At 35.1% G+C, this 22,206-nt stretch carries 12 protein-coding genes; all 12 read right to left on the bottom strand.

Annotated features, from left to right (window positions below; genetic code table 11):
* Positions 1-9 precede the first annotated feature (9 nt).
* Positions 10-2,991, bottom strand: a complete 2,982-nt coding sequence (locus tag BLR17_RS12310; RefSeq protein WP_066330104.1) for a glycosyl hydrolase 115 family protein — start codon at positions 2,989-2,991, stop codon at positions 10-12.
* 117 nt (positions 2,992-3,108) lie between these two features.
* Positions 3,109-4,836, bottom strand: a complete 1,728-nt coding sequence (locus BLR17_RS12315) for a glycoside hydrolase family 43 protein (protein ID WP_066330105.1) — start codon at positions 4,834-4,836, stop codon at positions 3,109-3,111.
* 39 nt (positions 4,837-4,875) lie between these two features.
* On the bottom strand, positions 4,876-6,222 hold the full coding sequence (locus tag BLR17_RS12320; protein ID WP_066330107.1) for a family 43 glycosylhydrolase: 1,347 nt from the start codon (positions 6,220-6,222) through the stop codon (positions 4,876-4,878).
* A 21-nt stretch (positions 6,223-6,243) separates the two neighbouring features.
* Positions 6,244-8,190, bottom strand: coding sequence for a glycoside hydrolase family 97 protein (locus BLR17_RS12325; RefSeq protein WP_066330108.1), 1,947 nt, complete (start codon positions 8,188-8,190; stop codon positions 6,244-6,246).
* 184 nt (positions 8,191-8,374) lie between these two features.
* Positions 8,375-9,733 (bottom strand): glycoside hydrolase family 43 protein, encoded by a 1,359-nt coding sequence (locus BLR17_RS12330; RefSeq protein WP_066330109.1) that lies wholly within the window; start codon positions 9,731-9,733, stop codon positions 8,375-8,377.
* 158 nt (positions 9,734-9,891) lie between these two features.
* Positions 9,892-11,232 carry a glycoside hydrolase family 43 protein gene (locus BLR17_RS12335; RefSeq protein ID WP_083189605.1) on the bottom strand — a complete coding sequence of 447 codons (1,341 nt, stop codon included), beginning with the start codon at positions 11,230-11,232 and terminating at the stop codon, positions 9,892-9,894.
* 3 nt (positions 11,233-11,235) lie between these two features.
* The gene (locus tag BLR17_RS12340) at positions 11,236-13,842 is read right to left on the bottom strand and encodes a glycoside hydrolase family 31 protein (RefSeq protein ID WP_245683139.1); all 2,607 of its coding nucleotides are present in this window, start codon (positions 13,840-13,842) and stop codon (positions 11,236-11,238) included.
* A 44-nt stretch (positions 13,843-13,886) separates the two neighbouring features.
* Positions 13,887-16,481 (bottom strand): xylan 1,4-beta-xylosidase, encoded by a 2,595-nt coding sequence (gene xyl3A, locus BLR17_RS12345; RefSeq protein WP_066330111.1) that lies wholly within the window; start codon positions 16,479-16,481, stop codon positions 13,887-13,889.
* A gap of 49 nt (positions 16,482-16,530) precedes the next feature.
* Positions 16,531-18,102, bottom strand: coding sequence for a glycoside hydrolase family 43 protein (locus tag BLR17_RS12350; RefSeq protein WP_066330113.1), 1,572 nt, complete (start codon positions 18,100-18,102; stop codon positions 16,531-16,533).
* A gap of 2 nt (positions 18,103-18,104) precedes the next feature.
* Entirely contained in the window at positions 18,105-19,076 is a 972-nt protein-coding gene (locus BLR17_RS12355) for a glycoside hydrolase family 43 protein (RefSeq protein ID WP_066330114.1), read from the bottom strand.
* A 3-nt stretch (positions 19,077-19,079) separates the two neighbouring features.
* On the bottom strand, positions 19,080-20,036 hold the full coding sequence (locus BLR17_RS12360) for a glycoside hydrolase family 43 protein (protein WP_066330116.1): 957 nt from the start codon (positions 20,034-20,036) through the stop codon (positions 19,080-19,082).
* A gap of 73 nt (positions 20,037-20,109) precedes the next feature.
* On the bottom strand, positions 20,110-22,167 hold the full coding sequence (locus BLR17_RS12365) for a hypothetical protein (protein WP_217635902.1): 2,058 nt from the start codon (positions 22,165-22,167) through the stop codon (positions 20,110-20,112).
* Positions 22,168-22,206: the final 39 nt, after the last annotated feature.

The following is a 22,206-nucleotide window of genomic DNA, read 5'->3' on the forward strand; positions in this document are numbered from 1 at the left end:
TTTATAAAATTATTTCACATTATGTTGCATCGGAATCGGTCCAAAATAGCTTGAATGTGCATTATCAGGATTCACAACAATTTTCTCCAGAACTACTTCCGGATCAATCATGTAAACTTTTAATGTATGAATTCCTGGCTCATCAATTTGTAGCTCTGTATCTAACCATCTTAAATTATCAAAGACTTCACTTCGACGTTGTTTAGCATTTCCATTTAAATAAATATCCTTATTTAAAGGAGGAAGCGGCTTTAACACTTTTGAATGTGCTAAATTACTGGGTGTGTATTCTCCAAAAGTATCTACTAAGCCTTTTCGGGCATCGATAATTACCGGAGTTTGATTGTCTAAAGCCACAGCAATTCTCAATCCTCTGGCTGGATTTATATCCTGAGTTGGAAGTATCCCTAAACAAACAGTAGCTTTTCCTTTTTTTGAAAGAAGCACTTTATATTCTAACCGAGGTGCTGATTCTGGAATTGCACTTGGAGCTGTTACCGGACTGATTCCCATACTGGCATCTGATCTTCCTAAATCAGGCAAAGTAACCCATTTTGCAAATTTTCCCGGAACACTTGTATTGTAGCTATTTGAAGGTATAGAGAACTCTCCTGTTAAGCTTCCAAAATAAGGTTCCTCAATTTTTGGTTGAGCAGCTTTTATAGCACTAAGCTGTATGGGAACTATTGAGTTTCCTTGACTAATTTCAATAGTACCATCAGAAGTTCCGTTGGTTAAAGCATTCCAATCAATATCCACTTGAATACGAGTTTCTTTTTCAACAACTCCCTTTGATTGACTCAATTTAATCCAAGTTTTATTTGCTTTAGCAGTAAATTCAAACTTTCCAAGACCCCGATTATACACATCAATATAATAGCTGGATTTAGCTAATCCATCAAATAATGGCAAAGTTGCTTTATCGGTAGTATTAGGCCAAGATAATTCAGATCCTTCTATAGCCACTCCTATAGTTGGTTCTGGTAATGGTGTGATTTCTTTCATTTCAGGCAACTGATTAGCTCTGGGCATTGACCACATCTTATAACCTATATGGATATCACTCATCATATTCTTCCATTTTCCTTTTGCCATGGAATTATTATAATAATCACTTAATCTTTTGTCTTCTTCGAAAAGACCCTGGGCACGTTTGTAAAAATCATTAGCACTCACTCTGCCTTGTTTTGCATAAAGCATATTCTTATCTGCAGCAAGATAAATTTCAGCTACACCAGCCGAAGCTTTTACCGGATACAATACCAATTGATAATAGGCATCTTGTGCATCAACAGGAATTTTTGATTTTAATTTTTCAGCTTTATCAACAACATCTTTCCATAGCTTTAAGACTCTATCTGATTCCTGATTATTTACAATACTAAAAATATTTGGAACCTGGGCTTCCGGTTTTCTCCAAAGGTTGTATTTAGTATATTTTGATACGATATCTGCAATTTCTTCAGCATGTTCATTTCCAAACATCCTATTTGCCCAATCAATCATATACTTCTGTGTTTTATCAGCAGGAATAGCATCTGGATTCCAGGCAAAATGCATAATAAAATCAATAGGAAGTTCTTTAGGTTTAAGATCTCCCACATTCACAATCCATAATTTATCAAGACCTGATTGGTAAGCTAAATTAAACTGCTCCTGTAATTTTGGAATCGTTGTTGTATTAATCCAGCGATCATTCCACGGGCCACCATTCATATCAATATGATAATATAGTCCACCGCCACCTATTCTATTTTTTACTTTTTCTTTCTCTGGATAGGTACGACGTATATGTCCCCAATTATTATCACAAAATAGAAGAATTACATCATCAGGAACTGTTAAACCAGCGTCATAGTATCGCTGTACTTCGGTAAAAATAGCCCAAACCTGAGGGTGATTTTCGGGAGCATCATTATATACATTTTGAATAATTTCTCTTTGTTTCTTAATTACATTTTGTAAGGTTTGTATATTTTTTAAATCATCTCCTTCTCCCATTGCAACATCACCTTCTCCCCGCATTCCAATCGTAATCAGGTTGTCAAAATTTTTATTCCGGTTTATTCCATCATAAAAAAATTGACTAATATTTTTTTCATTGGTTTCATAATTCCATTCACCAATTTCCTTTTTTCTGTCTGTATATTCTTTTTGCGAACGCATCATAGGCTCGTGATGAGATGTCCCCATTACAATACCATATTCATCGGCAACTAACGGATTAAGTGGATCGTCTTCATTAAATGATTTACCCCACATTGCCGGCCATAAATAATTGGCTTTTAAACGCAAAAGCAATTCAAACATGGTAGCATACATCTTAGAATTAATTCCGCCGTAAGCTCCTCTCGCCCATTGAGCAAACGAAGGTTCTTCATCATTAATAAATATGCCTCGGTATTTTACTTTTGGTGAATCCTGAAAATACTTACCCGCTTTTACATAAAGTTCGCTTGATTTTTTAACCGGAACATCAGCCCAAAAGTACCAAGGTGATACACCAATCTTTTCTGAAATATCATAAATACCGTAAATAGTGCCTCGCTTATCGCTTCCTGCTACTACTAACTGACCGTCTACTGTTTGAATTAAAAATGATTCCCATTTACCTTTTATACTTGAAACATCAATTTTCTTAGCCGCAATTAATTTATCAATAATGCGGCTTTTACCTATGGTTCCTATTAAAATGGCGTTCTTTTCAGATTTAGTGCTTTCAAAAACTAGGGAGGCAATACCAGTTACTTTTCGAGTATCATCGCCCAAATCTTTTGCAGCACGAATCACACCTTTCCAATCATTTGAATCAACATAAATTGAAGCCGATTTACCATTAGCAACAATTTTAAAAGCCTGAGCTTCCATTTTATGCAAAACATAATTAACTGGAGTTCTTTGATCATTTTTTTTAATGGATTGACCAAATACACTTCCTACTAAAAACAATAATAGTGACAGCAAATGAAATTTTATTTTGGATTGAATCATAGTTTAATTATTTTAATGAAATAAACCAACTGTTGATAATTTAACATTAAGGATTACAGCGTAAAAACCCCTAAATCAAATACTTTTAGGGGCTATAATTTTTAAAGCCAATGGACCTTATTGAAGCTGAGCATCATTAGCTGATGTAGCATACAAACCTATCAATGCACCTGTAAAACCACCAGCCACATTAGTTGAAAGAATATCACCTGAAACTGCTCCACCTAAATTTGTAAAATCAACACCATTGGTTGAATAACTAAATTCATAATTATCTCCAGTTGCTTTCACTTGTAAACGAAGCGGTTTTTTAAGGTCAATTTTAGTGCTTGCAATAATTTTAGACACTCCTTTTTCTGTTCTTTCTAATAAAATATAAGTATCATTTCCTTTTTTAGTTACACCAAAAACATAATTGAATTTTTCATTTTGTAAACATGTAATACCTGCCAAATCTTTTTCAGATGCTGGTTTGTAATCTATTGTAGTTGCAAAAGAAAAACTGTTATGTTGTTGTCTGTGAAAAAGTGTAGAAGTAGGTTTCACTTCTTTAATGCTTACCGCAAATGGATTAATTTGCAATCCTTTTTTAGTTACTGTAGCAAAATTTTCGCGTGGTCCTCTCAAACCAATCCATCTGTAATCTAGTTTTTGAGAAGTAAAATTTTCTGTAAACGTAAAATTACCGTTCGGGAAAAAACCGTCTTTTCCGGTTTTATTCTCAGTAACACCTTTAGGCATTTTTAATTTTGGCTCTAAAGGAACTAATCCATTTTCGAAAACAGGAAACTCTCCAGACCAATCCACAGGCAACATAAAAGTTTCACGACCAGCATTTACCCTGTCTTTCTCATTGGGACGAATTCCTAAAAATACGCCATAATATTTATCGCCAGGTCCTTTAACTAAATCGGCGTGTCCAGCCCAATCGTATTTATTAGCCCTATCTCTTGGAAAATAACGTTGCGTTAATATTGGATTACTTGGTGCAGGAATAAAAGGCCCTTTAGGACTATTGCTTTTGAAAATTACTTCACTATGATTTCCTCCTGTACCACCTTCTGCACACATTAAATAATAACTTCCGTCTTTTTTGTACAAATGTGGTGCTTCAATCCATATCGGTTTTTTTGAAAGATCCACTCCTCCGTCAACTATAATTTTATCTGTTCCCGGAATCACTTTATCATTTTCAACATCATATTCCCAAACTTTAATTACACGATGTCCATTGTATAATTCTTTTCCTTTGTCCGGAGCATCGTTGTGAACAATATACCCCTTTCCATTATCATCAAAAAATATGGATGGATCAATTCCTCCAAAACCTAATTTAATTGGACTCCCCCAACCTTTCATTGGGTCTTTTGTTTTTACAATAATGTTCCCAAGACCTCCCGAAAAAGCCGTTACAATCATATAAAAAGTATCATTGTGCGGATTATAAGTAATTCCCGGTGCATAAACTCCGGCACTAATACCTGTATCGTGTGGATTGAATTCGTTAACATTATTAAGTACACCTCCCAAATCAGTCCAGTTCACTAAATCTTTAGAATGAAAAATAGGTACTCCGGGAAACATCGCAAAGGAAGAACATACCATATAATAATCATCTCCTTTTCTAGTAATTGCAGGATCAGGGTAACATCCTTGCAAAATCGGAGTATAAAATTCATCCGCCTTTAATGGATTTTTTTTATAAATATCATCATCACCCTGATAAACAACCTTTGAAAATACAGCTGGATTTTTAGAGGTGTTTTTCTTGGTTTGGCTGTTAACGCCTGTCCCAAAAAACAACCCCATAATGGTGGATAAAAATAATAATTGCGTTTTTTTCATTTTTTAAAAAATATGTATGTTAATAATCTTCTTTTTTATTTATTCAAACTTTACCCAATCAACTTCAACTTGATTGTCGTTTTTTGATACAACAAATACATCTTGAACTCCTGAATCAAATTGTAATAATGGTGATTTTACTTCAACCCATTCACTATTTTTAGGAACTGTTACCTCAGCAATGACGGCACCATCGATTCCTTTAGTACGAATTTGCAATACTCCTCCTTTTTCTGACATAGCTCTTACAGATACTGACTTTAATTTTTTCTTTCCAAAATCAATGCTATTGTACTGTATCCAAGCATCTGATTGATTGAAAGTTGTTTTCCAACCTTCAAAGGAATTCGAATTATCTAAAAAAGAAATGGAACTTCCTTTATCACTTATTTTTGAATACCTGTCGATTTGAATTGGATTTGTCGCTTTCGTAATTCCAACTCCTCTCAAAGTTGGAACGACTTTTTGAATGCTTCCATCCGGATTGAAATACAAATAATCGGCTCTAATGGATCTTAGTTTATCAAATTCAGGAGATAAATCGTTATGATGATAAAACAAATACCATTGCTTTTTAAATTCAATAATCGAATGATGGTTTGTCCAGCAACCTGTAGGCGATTCATCCATAATGACACCCGCAACTTTAAAAGGTCCTAATGGATTATCGCCGGTGGCATATTCCAATCGTTCAATTTTATTTTCAACGTGAGGATAAGTCAAATAATAAATTCCGTTTCTTTCAAATAGATACGGCCCTTCTTTTAGCCCTTTGGTTGGAAGATTTTCGATGGTTTTTACTTCTGATTCCAACTCAGTCATATTCTCTTTTAACTTGGCAACAAAAATATTTCCTCCAGACCAATACAAATAAGCTTGTCCATCTTTGTCAATAAAAACATTTGGATCAATTCCACTAATTCCTTTTATCGGATTAGGTTCCGGAATATAGGGTCCTTCAGGTTGATTAGCAATAGCAACACCTACCGTAAAGCCTCTTTTAGAATTAATGGTATCTTTTGGCGTACTTGGAAAATAGAAATAATACTTGCCATTTCTTTCAATACAATCCGGAGCCCACATACTATAGCCATCAGGCTTCACCCAAAGCACTTTATTTTGTTGCACTATCATACCGTGATCGGTCCAATCGGTTAGATTAGCCGAAGAAAACACGTGATAATCTTCCATACAAAACCAGTCTTTGCGGCCTTTTCCTTCGGTAGCCAAAATATCATGCGAAGGAAAAACATAGACTCTGTCACCAAATACTCTTGCAGATGGATCTGCGGTATATTGATCTTGGATAAGAGGGTTTTGAGCAAAAGAAATACTGCCAATAAAAACCAGCATCATTTCTATTCTAAAAATTGATTTACGATTCATCCTGCTTTGAGTATTCGTTTCTTAATTGACCATTAACACGCCTCCATTACAAGGAATTGTTATTTCAACTAATTGGTTTTTGTTCATTTTGATGCTACTTAGTTTTCCAATTAATTGCTCATCATCAGTGTATTGCTTTAATTCAGAACCTGCTGAAATCATTGGTAATTTGAGTTTAAGTTTCAATGTTTCTTTTTGAGCATTTACTCCAGCGATATACCATTTTGCTCCTTTTCGACGGGCAAGCACCACATATTTACCTGGATAACCATCTAAATAGCGAACCTCATCCCAAGTTGTTGGCACTTCTTTCATAAAGTTAATTGCCCAATCAGGTGCGTCAGTTAAATTATTTGGTGCCAAAGCAAAATGTTGTACTCCACTTTGAAATAGTACGGCTGTTGCCAAAGCATAAACATCTGAAGTCATTCGTTTGGAACCTTTGTTTGGCGTATTTTCACTATTATAAAATTCATTTAAAGCGCTTCCTCCAAAATCCATACTTCCTACCACATTGCGAATAAAAGTATGAATCGAAGCATTTTTGGCTTCATTATTACAACTTCCTTGACCAAAATATAGATTTTCACTCGCCAAAACAGCTTCACTCGCCGCATAATTTGGGTACATACGCTCCCAACCTCTAGGTAAAGTACAACCGTGGAAAATGACCATAATGCCAAAATCATTGGCATCGGCTAAAATGTCTTCGTATAACTTCATCGTTACTTGTTTGTCTCCACCAAAAAAGTCAACTTTAATTCCTTTTACCCCAATACTTTTCATCCAAGCCATTTCTTTACGACGAATGATGGTATTGTCCATAATTCCTCTTGGCCCTTGGGGAGCATCATTCCAATAGCCATTGGAATTATACCACAAATACAATCCGACTCCTTTATTTGCGCCGTATTGAGCCAACTCAGCAATTTTATCTTTTCCTATTTGTGTGTCCCAGAGCGCATCAATTAAAATGGTTTCATACCCCATGGCAGCACTAAAATCGATATATTGTTTTTGTACTGGAAATTTGGTATTGCTATCCATTTTCATAATCCAGCTCCAAGATCCTTTGGTATAATTGTACTTTTGAGAAGCTTCGTATTTTGGTTTAACCAAGTCAAATGGAATTGTTGTTTCTACAATTGGGGCCAATGTTTCGCCAATTGTAATCGTTCTCCAAGGAGTTTCTCCCATAAGCGGAATTCCCGGAGCTGTTGTTCCATTGCCATTGTTTTCACCTATCATTGGAAATCCAATTGTGTACAATCCTTTTTCTTTACCAATTAATCTGCTAGCACAATAGCCACTATCAACACCTGTTTCAGAAATTAAAGCCCATCCGGTATTATTTACTTTAAAAAGACAAGGAAAAGTGTAACCCTCTCCAGAACCGTTCTTGCCCATTGGAGCATCCAAAGTATAGGACGTTTCATAACTAGGCATTGTTCTGGCAAAACCTACCATTGATTTACTCTGTGGACACAAGAAAGTAGTCGTTCCTTCCGGCAACGAAAATCCTGATGCTTCTTCTTGAACCACACAGGAACGAGCTTCTTTTTGCGGATGTATTTTATACTTGAAACCTACATTATTATTACTAACCCTGAAAATCACATCAATGGCAGCTTTGCCGTCTTTAGTAAAAGAAAATACCGCTTCATTGGCAACATAATGTACTTTGCTTTGCTTTATATTAGCCAACTCATAAGTTTCATCAATTTTGTTTTGAATCACATTATCTCCTAAAAGTAATCCCGAAGTAAAATCACCGACATTGGTTTTTAAACCAAGTGGAGACTGCTCCAAGAATGTTTTTGCATTATAAGAAACACTATACGTTGGCATCCCATTATTTACAGCAACTGACACCATAAGTTTTCCATCCGGACTCTTCACAACCGATTGCGCTTTTAAAGCAAAAAAACTCAATAGAAAAAAACATAAAACATTCCCTGACTTTATCATAAATTAATTATTTATTAACGTATTTTTTTTTATTTTAAATATTTATATCTTAAAAAAAAACAAATATAAATATAATAGACTCTGTTTTATTTGATAGGTTTAATTAAGAAATACTAATTTAAAAATAAAAACAACAACAGATTAAAATTCAACAACATAGGATGAAATAAATTTTCATAAATAGTTATTTAGAAAACATCCAATAATCAAAAAACATAATTTTGCTGGAAGCTTTTCCTTTATAAACAAAATAGACATCGTGTATTCCTGTCACTTTTTTGACCTCCGTTTTCACTATTGCCCAACGATCATTTCCACCAGTCATTGGGACTTTTATCGTTCCTATCAATTCTCCGTCTATACTATCTAATCGTATTTCCATAGACACATTTCCATTATGAGTGGTGCCCAAACGCGCCATGAATTTTGACGCTCCTTCTTTACGGAAATCAATCTCTTTCACTTTTGTAAAAGCATCATTTTTCATCGCTGTGATAAACACACCAACTTGTTCGTTTTGCATTGATTTCACCTCTTTTGACCAAGCCATAGTTTCTGCTTCATTTTTAACATAAGGATTAACAGTTGCGAGACTTTTTTTAATTCCCTCGGTCATATTCATTTGTTTAACTGTTCCGTCTGAATTAAATAGTAACTCTTCAACTGCTACTGAACGAGTAAAACCACCACCTCCGGGCAAAGCCCCATTATGATAGAAAAAATAAGACTTCCCTTTAAAATCAATAACTCCGGGATGGTTTGTAAAACTTCCGCCCTGAGTAGGCATTACAACTCCTTGATATTTCCATGGCCCCAAAGGCGTTTTACTTGTTGAATATCCAATATGTTCAGAAATAGGTCCTGCTGCAAAAAACAAATAATACAATTTGTTTCTCTTATACAACCACGGTCCTTCTTCATAAGTAGTTGGTCTTCGGGTATCTTCTTTTCCTTCGCGTTTTCCAAAAGATTCAATTGTATTCGGAAATGTTTGTATTTCTCCATTATAAGAAATCATATCTTCATTTAATTTCACATAATTACACACCGGATTTCCCCATAAAAGATAAGCTTGTCCATCGTCATCTACAAAAACAGTTGGATCAATATCGGCATTACTGTTTTGAATTAGTGGTTTTCCTAACGGATCTGTGAAAGGACCATAAGGACTATTGGCAACCGCTACTCCAATACCATTTTTACCCTGATTATCCGTTATTGGAGCATACAAATAAAACTTACCTCCTCGCTCAATACATTGAATAGCCCAAGCATTCATTTTAGCCCAGCTAAAATTTTTATAGGATAACACTGAACCATGATCAGTCCAATTGACCATATCTTCGGTGGTGTATAATTTCCAATCATTCATAGTAAACCAAGTCGATTCGTCTTCATCATGAGAAGTATATAAATACACTTTGCCATTATATACCATTGGTGCCGGATCGGCAGTATAATTAGTTTGGACGATAGGATTTTGAGCCATTCCTAATATCGGAATGATATACAATGCTAAAACGTGGATTTTTTTTAAAAACATATTCTTAATTATTTATTATGACTATCAGTATTTCGGACTAAACAAAAAATATATCACGCAGATTTTACGGATTTAGGCAACTTTATTAGAGTGATTCTGAGTAAATCTGCAAAATCTGCGTGTTTTTTAAATTTATAGTATGTAATAGAAATGAGCTATTATTGAAACATCCACCAATCTAAATTAAACAACGATCCTCCATCTCCTTTGAATACAAAAACCACATTATGTACTCCTGTTACTTTCTTAACTTTAGTTTTATACTCTTTCCAAGTATTTAAATCACCTGTGCTTTTGATATCACAAACACCTAGAAGTTCCCCTTCTTTAGTATCTAAATGGATTTCTATTTTTCCTCCAATTAAAGAAGCGGCACTTACTTGAAAACTTTTTGCTCCTTTATTAAAATCAACAGCCTGTACTTCTATGTAATCGTTGTTGTCTATTTGATTTACAAAGACTCCTATTTTATCATTTTTAGCTGACTTCACTCCTTCACTCCAAGCCATTGTTTCAGCTTCAACCCGTTTAAAAGGATTGATTGTACCAACGGCTTTCGGACCATCTACTGACCAATAAGAAAGCGTTTGAATAGTACCATCCGGATTATACATAATTTCATCCATATCGACAGAACGTCTTTCATAAAAAGTGGAAGTTTCTCTTTTTAAAAGATCATAACTATGTCCAAAAACATAGGATTTCCCTTTGTAATTAATAATTCCCGGATGATTCCCTCTGGTTTTATCACTGGCTTCCACCACCATTCCCTTATATTCCCAAGGACCTGTGGGGGAATTACTCATTGCATATCCTATACCCTCCGGACAGCAAGTTGAAGCATAAGATAAATAATAATGTCCTGCGCGTTTATACACCCACGGCCCTTCTTGATAATTTTTAGGTTTAGTAGGTTCTTTTACAACTTCACCTGAAGTAGAAATCATATCCTCATTTAGTTTCACATAATACAAACTTGGATTTCCCCAATACAAATAAGCCTGACCATCATCATCTATAAAAGGAGTTGGATCTATATCGTCCCAAATGTTATGATCTGAATAGACTAGTCTTTTACCCAATGGATCTTTAAACGGTCCATAAGGACTATCCGAAACTAATACACCTATTCCTTGTCCGTGCATAGGTGCATATAAATAAAATTTACCGTTTCTCTCAATACATTGAATCGCCCAGGCACCATTATCAGGTTTTACCCAACTAAAATCTTTCAAAGAAGCCACAGCTCCGTGTTCAGTCCAATTCACCATATCGGTTGAAGTGTATAGCAACCAATCCTTCATTTTGAATCCCTTTGCATCGTCCTCATCGTGTGAAGTATATAAAAACACGGTATCATTGTGTACCATTGGTGCGGGATCAGCAGTATATTTAGTTTGGATAATTGGTTTTTGTTTGATACTGCTTTGAGCCATTCCATTAAAAGCAGTCATTGTAAATAAGCAAATCGCTACAATACTATTTATTTTTGTATTCATTTTTTATAATTTAATTGAAATTTTACTTCCTTTATAATCAACATATTTTCCAGTCGTTGTGTTCGGTTGCTTTAGGTTTGAAGAAACTTTTACAACTTTAAATTTCCTTGCTTTTATCATCCCGGAAAAAGAGCCTTTTTGCTCACTGATACTTAAGATTTTCTTGAAATCATTCCATTTAAAAGTAATTGTCGCAAACTTCCCTTTTTCATAATTGTAATTATCCCCTTCATCTTCATAAAGTGTAAATTCTCCATCAGCTCCTTCATAAATTCTAATTTCAAGAGTATCCCATTTCTTCTCATTGGTCGATTGCATTATTGATCCAAAAGGAATTATAGCACCCGCTTTTACAAATAATGGAATTCTGTTTAAAGACACATTTACTTTAACTTCCTGACCTCCATCAAAGCTTTTTTCAGACCAGAAATCGAACCATTTTGTGCCTTTGGGCAAATAAACCTCCCAATCCTTAACTCCTGATTCAATAACCGGAGTAACTAAAAACGATTTGCCGAACATGTATTCGTAAGGCTGGCTCACTGCTTTTTCATCATTTTGAAAATCCATTACCAGCGGTCTCATAAAAGTAGAACCCGTTTTAATTTTAGAGGTTTCAGAATAGATGTACGGCATTAATTGGTAACGAAGATTCAACATTTCTCTCATATTGTCTTCCACTTTCTGACCGTATTTCCAAGGTTCGGTTTCAGTTTGATAGCCGTGTAATCTAAATATGGTACTAAATGCTCCCCATTGAAACCACCTGGTCAACAACTCTTGAAATTTTTCATCCTTGTATTGTCCTCCGCCTGGACGGAAAAAACCACCAATATCCGTTGTCCAATACGGCATCCCTGTTAAAGTAAAATTCATTCCGGAAACAATTTGTCTTTTAAAACCATCCCAGGTTCCTCCAATATCACCTGACCAGTTAATCGTTCCAAAACGTTGTTGACCGGCAAATGCAGAACGTGTTAATATAGTGACCCGCTTTTCAGCATTTGTATTTCGTTGTCCTTCATAAACCGATTTACTCACAAATAATGGATACGTAAGTCGGAAAAAATCGCCAGGACCTTGATGTGTTATTGTGCCAACTAGCGCATCGTTTTCCGGCTCTGTTGCATCCATCCACCAACCATCAACACCATTTGAAAATAAATTATCATTTAATGTTTTCCAATAACTTTTTCCGGTTTCCGGATTAAAATAATCCAGCCATTTGGTGTTGGGAATGTACATTCCGTTTTCAACATATTTTTTACCAATACTGGAATTTTTATCCGGATTAGACCAAACAGAAACCACAAAATGAGAGTTCAAATGGTGTAGTTCTTTGATAAAACCAGCAGGATTTGGGTAGTTTTTTTCATCGAATTGCGGTACACCCCAACCATTACTTCCCCAATATTGCCAATCCTGTACAATTACATCTAATGGTAATTTCCTTTCACGAAATTCTTTAACTGTATTAATTAAATGTTCGCTGGACGTATAACGTTCACGACATTGCCAAAAACCATAAGCCCATAAGGGCAACATTGGAGCTTGTCCTGAAACACTTCGATACGATTTTATTACTTCATCGGTATCTTTTCCTTTGAAAACCACATAATCTAAAGCTTTAGCATTTACTGAACGAAAAGTGGTTGAATTATCCGTTTTTCTAAAAGACAACTTTGGCTTATTTGTAGCATTACAAACGATTTGCACCGAATGTTCTCCGACTTTCAAATTCACTAATTCGCTAACTGCCGGTGGCAACCATAAATTAGATTGATCAATAATGGTTTTATCATCAATAATAACCAAATGACGGCTGTCCATATCACCTAAATCCAACATAATGGAATATTGTCCGTCTTTATCTACATTAAATTTTCCCGTATATAATGCTTGTCTTTGTGATACTTTTTGAGTTCCTGCTGTTGTGGTTACCTCAACTTCCTTATTGTTATCTGATGATTTTTCACTTTTGGTAAGTGTAATCAAATTATCGTTTGGATTAAACTCTGTAAGACCGTATTGATGCCAAAGAATTCCGTATCCTTTATTGGAATACAAAAAAGGAACTGCAATTTGTGTATTAACCTGAGTCAATTTTCGGCTGATGTCTTTTAGATTATAATGTCCGTCCTGAAATTGACCTAAGCCAAAAAGAAATTCATTTTCAGGAGAATTAAAACTTTGCTCCACTACCAAACAAGGATTTCCATTTACAGTGCCGGATGACATTTTTCTACTGTCTGCTTTTTCACTTAAAAACACCTTTCCTTTACTGTCTTTAAAGTTCAATGCTTTAGTTTTTTTATTAAATGAAACAGCAATCGAAGCGGTTTTTAGCTCAATTTCATTCGTATTTTCAGTAACTTTAAAAGCGGGCACCGGTAATTTATTGACTAAAATTAATTCTTCATCCTGCTTTATATTCTCCCCGTTTATTTGAATTCTAATCGAATTGTCTGTCAACGGAATTATATTCAATATTCCTTCACTTAAAGGTATCGAAATACGATCTTTATGTAAAGTATAACTCGTATTGATGCTATTAAAACTAAATAGCAGCATTAAAAAAATGGGAGCAAAAAATTTTAATTTAAAAAACATAATGATACTATTTTAGTATTTAGGCGTAATGATTTTCCCTTGCATTATTGAATAACTATTTTAGTCATTTTTAAATCTTTAGCATCTGAACTCTTGCCATAATAGACTTCGTATTCGCCTGCAGTAACATTCATTGCCATCGTTTTAGCATCATAAAATTCAAAAGAAGAAGCTGGTAAATCAATGGTTATATTTTGTTTTTCACCTGCTTTTAAATCGATTCTTTTGAAAGCTTTTAATGTTTTCAAAGGTCCATCTGGATCATTTACTTTTCGAACATATACCTGAACGATTTCTGTTCCGTTTCGTTTACTAACATTTTGTATTGGAAAACTTAACTGCGTATTTTCAGTAGATTTTATAGTTGTTTTGTTCAATTTGGCTGAACCAATCGTAAATTTTGAATAACTCAATCCAAAACCAAAAGGGAATAAAACATCAGTCGTGTAACGGTAGGTGCGATTTTTCATAGAATAATCTTCAAAATCGCCTAATATATCGGAGTTTCTATAAAATGAAACAGGTAATTTCCCCGCAGGATTGTAATCTCCAAAAAGCACATCAGCAACTGCCTGACCTCCTGCTTCACCCGGATACCAAGCTTGTAAAATAGCATCACAGCTTTCGGTTTCAGGAGTTAACGCAATGGCAGACCCGGAACAGTTTACAAAAATTACTTTTTTACCAGCTTTTTTTAATTCTTTTAAACATTTTCTTTGAACAGCCGGAAGTTCAATATTGGTGCGATCTCCACCTTTAAAACCGGGATAAGAAACAGGCATTTCTTCACCTTCCAGTAAGGTAGAAAGTCCTCCTGTAAAAACTACGGTGTCAATTCCTTTTAATTTTTGAATTAAACCACTGAAATCTATAGCATATTCTTTACCGAAATCAAATTCAAGATTGGCCTGCCAATTGTTGGATTGGGCATAAAGAATTTCGATTTTATATTTTTTACCCGCCTCGACAGCAAAAGAAAAATTACTTGGAATAGTACGCCAATTGGTATATTTTGCAATTGATTTTCCATCAACAAGCAATTCAAAAACTCCTGTAGCACCTGTTTTAAAAACAAGAGTATCAGTTTGTTTGGCTAAGTATTCTGTTTCAAATTTCGCAGAAAACCCTTCTAATTTAACTCCTGAAGCAAACTCATGCTGACCGGCTGTAGTCATTTTTATTGGATTTACAATTTGCTGAGAGATAACACTCGCTCCTTCCCTATTTGAATTATTCCAATAAGTAACCTTCATTCCTTTTTTTCCTTCAAATGAAATTTGATCAAAATAACTTTGGGTTACTTTATCTTCTACTAAATCACAAGCCTTATCATAAAATAGTTTATCAACTGTAATTTTAGATTCAATTCCGTCTTTAATGGTAATCGTTTTAATCGGAGTTCCGTTGTAATTTCCCCATAACATTGGTTCATTATCTGCATTTGGACCTATTAAGGCAATCTTGTCTGTCTCTTTATTCAGAGGAAGAATATTGTTTTTATTTTGTAAAAGCGTCATCGACTTTTGAGCCATTTCTAATGCTAATTGCTGATGTTTTTTACTATTTAGAACAGATGCTGGAATTTGAGCCCAAGGCACAATGGCATCGTCATCCATTTCGCCCAAATCAAAACGCCCCACTAAAACACGTAGCAAACTTTTATCAATATCTTCTTCTTTTATTAAATCTTTGGCAACAGCAGCTGGAAGTTCTTTAAACGGATATTTTTCCCATACACATTCTACATCGGTTCCTGCCAATACGGCTTTCGATGCAGCGTGAACGGCATCTGAAGATACTTTATGAGTAGTATAAAAATCGGTTACTGCTCCACAATCTGAAACTACTAAATATTTATACCCCCACTCATCACGCAAAATGCGTTGTAAAAGCTTGGTATTGCTACAACAAGGTTCATCGTCAATTCGTTGATAAGCACACATTACCTGACGCACATCGGCATCTTGAACCAATGTTTTAAATGCAGGCAAATAAGTTTCATATAATTCCCTTGGATTTACATTATTCAAATTCAATTCGTGTCGGCTCCACTCTGGACCAGAATGCACCGCATAATGTTTGGCACAAGCCAAAAGTTTACGATATTTAGCATCGGTAGGACCTTGTAAACCTTTGACCACCGAAACTCCCATTCGAGAAGTCAGATAAGGATCTTCTCCATAGGTTTCCTGTCCACGTCCCCAACGTGGATCTCGAAAAATATTGACATTAGGTGTCCAAACCGAAAGGCTCAAAAAACGTTTATTCTCATTCCCGTTCTGAATCCATTGGTTGTATTTGGCTCTGGCTTCATCAGAAACAGCATCAAACACTTTGTACAATAACACATCATCAAATGAAGCAGCCATTCCAATAGGTTCTGGAAAAACCGTCACATTATCATTATTGGCATAACCGTGTAAAGCCTCACTCCACCAATTGAATTTTTTAATTCCTAGTCTGGGTATTGCATCCGATTGATCACACATTAATGTCGCTTTTTCTTCCAGCGTTAATCGAGAAATTAAATCTTTGGCTCGTGCCTCTGAACTAAGAGATGAATCTTTATAAGGCAATTGTTGTGCGCTTAAACTCATTATGGAGCATAACCCGATTAAGAATAAATAATTAATTTTCATATTGAAGCTGAATTTGCTAATGTGATTTTTACAGAAAAATAAGCTGAAATTAATTCGTCTTTGAAATTTTATCCTGAATATGGAAATAATCAAAATCAGCAAATCCTCCTATGTTTTTAGTTGCATAATTGAATAAACCAAATCGATACCCCATAAAATGTGGAATAGTATATGGCATATTGATAGGCTTACCGATAGCTATCCAATTTTTTCCATCCAGACTATAAAAGAATTTCCCTAAGTCAGCTTTGTCCTTAAAATTACATTCTCCTTTAAAATAAACTTTACTTTGTGTTAGTGGAATTGACTGTAATTCGTCTGCTTTTCCTTTAACAGCATTTACCATCACAATTTTCTTAACTCCATTTTCTATTTTCACACCAACTAAACCATAATCTTTTTGTAATAAAGCCAAACCGGCAAAATCACCTTCTTTCATATTTGTTGCGTCTAAAGAAGTTGTACCAGTACATACAGGACCAATTGTCCTCTGCGTTAATGTATTTTTGGCTAATAAAAAATCAGTATCAATTCTGCCCGTTTTTAAACGTAAAAACCCTTTTTTCTCTTTAACAGACCAAAGAGAATTATTTGGATTATGATTCCACTGCCAAACTAATCCTAAATCCTTTTCACCTTTTTTTCGTGAAAACTCATCCGAATTTACAATTCCGGGAATTAAGCCTTTGCTGGCGGGTAAATCTAAATATTCAGGGACTTTACCATTTTCTCCTAATATTGGCCAACCATTTTCCCATTTAACAGGAACCAAATAAGGAATACGACCTACTCCACCTGCATCTCTAAATAAATAAGAATACCATTTCCCGTCGGGTGTGTCAATAAGTCCACCTTGTGCAACACCTTGATCTTGCAAACCTACTTTTCCTTCCCATGGTCCTGTAATTTTATCTGCCCTGTGAATAATTACAGTGCGCATACCTCCTCTTGGCCAGGCAATATTGAACAAATAATACTTGCCTTTTATTTTATAAAGTTGAGAACCTTCAGCTCCAAGATTGATATTCTCGCCTGCCGGAGCACTCGCATTTTCAATCATAACCTGATCCAATCCTCCTTCTTTAACACCTGATAAATCAGACTTTAATTCTTTTACAAAAAGTTTTCCGTTCCCATAAACCATATAGACTTTACCATCATCATCAAATAAAATACTATGATCGTGATAAGCAGGACTAAATGTAACTTCCTTCCATGGTCCTTTTTCTATGTCTTTAGTCGTGTAAATATGTGTTTTCCCTGTAGTTTGAGCAAAAGTTGTTACATAAAACATGTTATTATGAAATCGTATGTTACTAGCCCAGGAACCACGCCCATAAGTACTTTTACCATTATTTAAGTTTAATTCATCCATATCTCCTAATTTATCGTGGGCATAGCTAATTAATTTCCAATTAACCAAGTCTTTGGATTTCATTATGGGAACACCCGGATTCATGTGCATTGTAGTGCTGCTCATATAATAGGTATCGCCTACTCTAATCATAGATAAATCAGGTACGTCTGCAAAAATTATTGGATTATGTGCCTTATTTTCCTGGGCTCTTACTACAAAAAGAGTTATAAGACTTAATAATAAAATACTATATCTTTTTTTCATTTTTAGTTATTTAATTGTTTTATTGATTTAACACCTTCTTTAGTTAGAATTACTTTTTGCATACTGCCATCCTCATTAAAATAAAGATTATCTACGCATATTGATCTTCTGTAACTCCCTCCTGTAGGTAATTCTCCGTTGTGATAGAAAAAATAAGTTTTTCCTTTAAAGTCTATAACTCCCGGATGTATTGTAAAACTCTTAGGAGCATTTTCGGCAAGAATTCCTCTGTATTCCCATGGCCCCTGAATGTTTTTTGAAGTAGCATATTCTATCATTTCTGCTTTTGTACCTCTTCCTGCATAAATAAGATAGTATAAATCTTTGCGTTTATAAATCCACGGACCTTCAATAAAATTTTTGATATTAAGTGTTGTAATTTCTCCATCGAGTTCAGTCATGTTCTTTTTTAATTTTACCCATTTACAACTTCCATTTCCCCAAAAAAGATAAGCCTGGCCATCATCATCTATAAAAACTGTTGGATCAATATCGTCCCAGGCATGTTTCATATCGGTAGTCATTTCGTTTACAACTAATGCTTTACCAATTGCATCTTTAAAGGGACCTAAAGGAGAATTTGAAACTGCTACACCAATAGCGGCACCACCTTTACTATTATCGTCATTTTTATGAAAAGTAGAAACAAACCAATAAAATTTACCTCCTCGTTCTATACATTGAGCGGCATAAGCTTCACCTGTGGCCCATGAAAAAGTTGCCGGCGATAATTTAGAACCATGATTTGTCCAGTTTACCATATCCTTAGACGAAAACACATACCAATCGGGCATTTTATAATTGGTATCTTCTAAAGTAGCTCCATCATGACCGGCATAAAGATATACTGTGTTTTTATATACCAAAGGGGCAGGATCAGCCGTGAAAATTTCACTGATAATTGGATTTTGAGCTTGTAATATATTGGTCATTCCAAAAATTACAAGGCATGTAAAAATAGTTTTGAATTTCATAATTTATTTTGTTTTAGTCAAGAACACTCCTTCTTTAGTTTGTATCACTTTTTGAATGCTACCATCTGGATTATAATTGAGATAATCGATACAAACCGAACGCCTGTAACCACCGCCTGTTGGTAATGCACCATTGTGATAGAAATAATAATCTTTACCTTTAAAATTTACTATACCCGGATGTGTAGTAAAACTATTAGCAGAGATATCCTGAATAATTCCCCTGTATTCCCAAGGACCTTCGGGACTTTTAGAAGTACAATATTCTACACGCTCAGGCATTCCGGCAGCATAGACCAAATAATACAAGTCTTTTCGCTTATAAATCCAAGGGGCTTCTGTAAAATTTTGAGGTTTGAACGTATGTATTGGACCGTCGAGTTCAATCATATTTTTCTTTAACTTTGCCCATTTACAGCTTCCATTTCCCCAAAAAAGATAAGCCTGACCATTATCATCTATAAAAACCGTTGGATCTAAATCATCCCAGGAATGTTTCATATCCGTAGTCATATCATTTGTAACGAGCGCTTTTCCTAAAGCATCTTTGAAAGGTCCTGTTGGACTATCAGCAACTGCTACTCCTATTCCTACTCCACCTTTACTATTTTGATCCGATTTATGGATAACTGATATATACCAATAGAATTTATTATTTCGTTCAATACATTGTGCAGCATTCGCAGCTTTTGCAGCCCAGGAAAAATCCTTTGGCGACAAAAGAGGGCCATGATTTTTCCAATTTTTCATATCAGAAGAAGAATACACCAGCCAATCAGGCATTTGATAACTATCTACCCCTACTGAAGCTGTATCATGTCCTACATATAAGTAAACTTTATCTTTGTAAACCAAAGGTGCGGGATCTGCTGTAAAAACATCCTTTATAATTGGATTCTGGGCTTGTATGACAGTTATCCCAAGAATTACAATGGCTGTAATTATACTTTTAAATTCCATATTTATAAAAAATCCTTAATTCAGGTTGTTAATTGTTCAACTTTTTTTTTGGTTTTCATTTTGTTAAAAATCATTATTCTAAAACAAACTGTACAGTATAGGTTTTCACTACCCCATTATAATCAAACTTCACAATGGCATTTTCAGATAATGAAGCTGCCTGTGTAACTGTAATTTTTACCACAGGATTATTGGCTGTAGCCGAAACAACAGGAACAGCAGTTGTACCAGATGCTATTTTGTATTTTGCTTCATAAACATCATAGCCTACAATACCATTTGTTCCAGTAGATCTAACAGGAGTTTCAGATAATGTTACTGCTTTTCCATCGACATTAATGCTAACTTTTGGTGCAATTGGACGTGAAATTTTATTTTTATTAGAACTGAATCCAAGACCGGTAAAATCAAAAAGAGATTCAGTACCACTACCTTCTGCTACCAAATAAACAGCGTGCTTTTTATCCAAATTATCGACAAATTTTGAAACATCAATTGTATATTGTGTAATATCCTGTGAAGCATTTTCAGGAACAATAATCTCGCCTATTTTTTTTCCTTTCCAAGTTTCATTATCCCAAGGTCCATCAAGCCAAACATTGACTTTAAAGGATTTTGTTGTTTTCGGAGTAAGAAAAATATTGAATGCGGTATTGTTTCCTTTTTTTGTTCCTTCAAAAGCTTTCAATCCGTTTTTATTGTTTTTGAGTCCACCAAAACCGAAGTATTTATAACCTATAATATGACCATTTTTCACATTGGTAATAGGCATATGGTTGTCCCAGATATCCCAAGAATCTTGTTGAATACTATTATCAGAAAGATAGGAAGCATAACCTGCTGAATAATATTGATACGGATTAAGCCCATAAATATGAAAACCTTCTGAAGTAACTTCAGCCCCTTTGTATTCATTTCCCTTGCTGTCTTTTACAGTTGGAAATTTATTTTCCGAATAAGGATCGAACATACTAATGGATACAGTTCCTCCTTCAGCAACCGATTTTTCGTCTGAAGTAACCATTACTGGAGCTACCATAGCCTGGCGAGCAAATCCAAAACCTCTTGGAGGCCTGTGATAAAACACATACCATTGTCCATTTATTTGTTCAATGCTACCGTGTGTATTATGACCTGCATTTGAAGTAGTTATTGCAGTACCATCCTGATTCAACACTGGAGCACGGGAATCAACCAAAACCCCACCTATTTTCCAAGGTCCTAGAGGCGAATCACCAACAGCATAACGCAAAGTGGAATTAGAGCTGCTTATTCCATAATCTGGTCCCGAATAACCACTATAAATGGATACATATTTATTACCAATCTTGCGAATGGAAGAGGCTTCAAAGAAATTGAATTTCCCTAAATCTTCTCCCTTAAAAATTTGAGGAAACTGAGTTCCTTCTGGATCACGAATTTCTCCGTAACGTCTTCCAGCTGGCAATAGTCGCTCAATTATTTTAGTTCCTGGTCTTAGTGAATACATCGTATTTTGATCTAATTCAGCTGCTGATGATTTCTGGAAACCCCAAAAACCATAAGCTCTAAAGCCTATTTTGAAATCAGGATCTTTGGGATCAGTAACGTATTCAATATATACAGCAGGGTCAAATCCCAAAATGCTTCCCGGAACAGTACGTTTGCCATCAGGAGTTAGATTGACAGGAGTAAATGGGCCATCGGGGCGACTTCCTTTGGCTACCATTGCCTCTCTATTTTGTCCACGACTGTGCGGATAAAGATAGTATTCTTTTTTGCCGTCTTTTCTTTTTATCTCAACCAGATCTGGAGCATACATTACATCCCATTGTCCATCAATTTGATACGTAAAAGCAGGTCCTTCATCTCTCCAGCTAGAAAGATCTTCTACTGGAGCCGACCATATTCGAATATCTGGCCCACAATAACTTGTCATTCGCAAATCGTGAGAACCAATGATGTAGGCGCGAAATTTTCCAGGTTTATCCGGATCTTCAAAAACTCGGGGTTCGCCGTCGGGTAAATGCTCCCATAATGGAAGATATGGATTTCCTATTGATTGATGTACAAACTTTTTGGCTGACTTGTTTTCTGGAGTAACCTTGTTTTGTCCATTAACGTAACTTACACCGAGTAATGATGTAGCCATACATGCAAAAATTATATTGCGACTTTTCATAGTAATTTT

Origin of the sequence: Flavobacterium glycines (assembly GCF_900100165.1) — a bacterium.
GTDB lineage: Bacteria > Bacteroidota > Bacteroidia > Flavobacteriales > Flavobacteriaceae > Flavobacterium > Flavobacterium glycines.

Excerpts from the sequence above, each read along its gene's own strand:
- BLR17_RS12310 (WP_066330104.1), bottom strand. The coding sequence starts at position 2,991 with ATGATTCAATCCAAAATAAAATTTCATTTGCTGTCACTATTATTGTTT.
- BLR17_RS12315 (WP_066330105.1), bottom strand. The coding sequence starts at position 4,836 with ATGAAAAAAACGCAATTATTATTTTTATCCACCATTATGGGGTTGTTT.
- BLR17_RS12320 (WP_066330107.1), bottom strand. The coding sequence starts at position 6,222 with ATGAATCGTAAATCAATTTTTAGAATAGAAATGATGCTGGTTTTTATT.
- BLR17_RS12325 (WP_066330108.1), bottom strand. The coding sequence starts at position 8,190 with ATGATAAAGTCAGGGAATGTTTTATGTTTTTTTCTATTGAGTTTTTTT.
- BLR17_RS12330 (WP_066330109.1), bottom strand. The coding sequence starts at position 9,733 with ATGTTTTTAAAAAAAATCCACGTTTTAGCATTGTATATCATTCCGATA.
- BLR17_RS12335 (WP_083189605.1), bottom strand. The coding sequence starts at position 11,232 with ATGAATACAAAAATAAATAGTATTGTAGCGATTTGCTTATTTACAATG.
- BLR17_RS12340 (WP_245683139.1), bottom strand. The coding sequence starts at position 13,842 with ATGTTTTTTAAATTAAAATTTTTTGCTCCCATTTTTTTAATGCTGCTA.
- xyl3A (WP_066330111.1), bottom strand. The coding sequence starts at position 16,481 with ATGAAAATTAATTATTTATTCTTAATCGGGTTATGCTCCATAATGAGT.
- BLR17_RS12350 (WP_066330113.1), bottom strand. The coding sequence starts at position 18,102 with ATGAAAAAAAGATATAGTATTTTATTATTAAGTCTTATAACTCTTTTT.
- BLR17_RS12355 (WP_066330114.1), bottom strand. The coding sequence starts at position 19,076 with ATGAAATTCAAAACTATTTTTACATGCCTTGTAATTTTTGGAATGACC.
- BLR17_RS12360 (WP_066330116.1), bottom strand. The coding sequence starts at position 20,036 with ATGGAATTTAAAAGTATAATTACAGCCATTGTAATTCTTGGGATAACT.
- BLR17_RS12365 (WP_217635902.1), bottom strand. The coding sequence starts at position 22,167 with ATGGCTACATCATTACTCGGTGTAAGTTACGTTAATGGACAAAACAAG.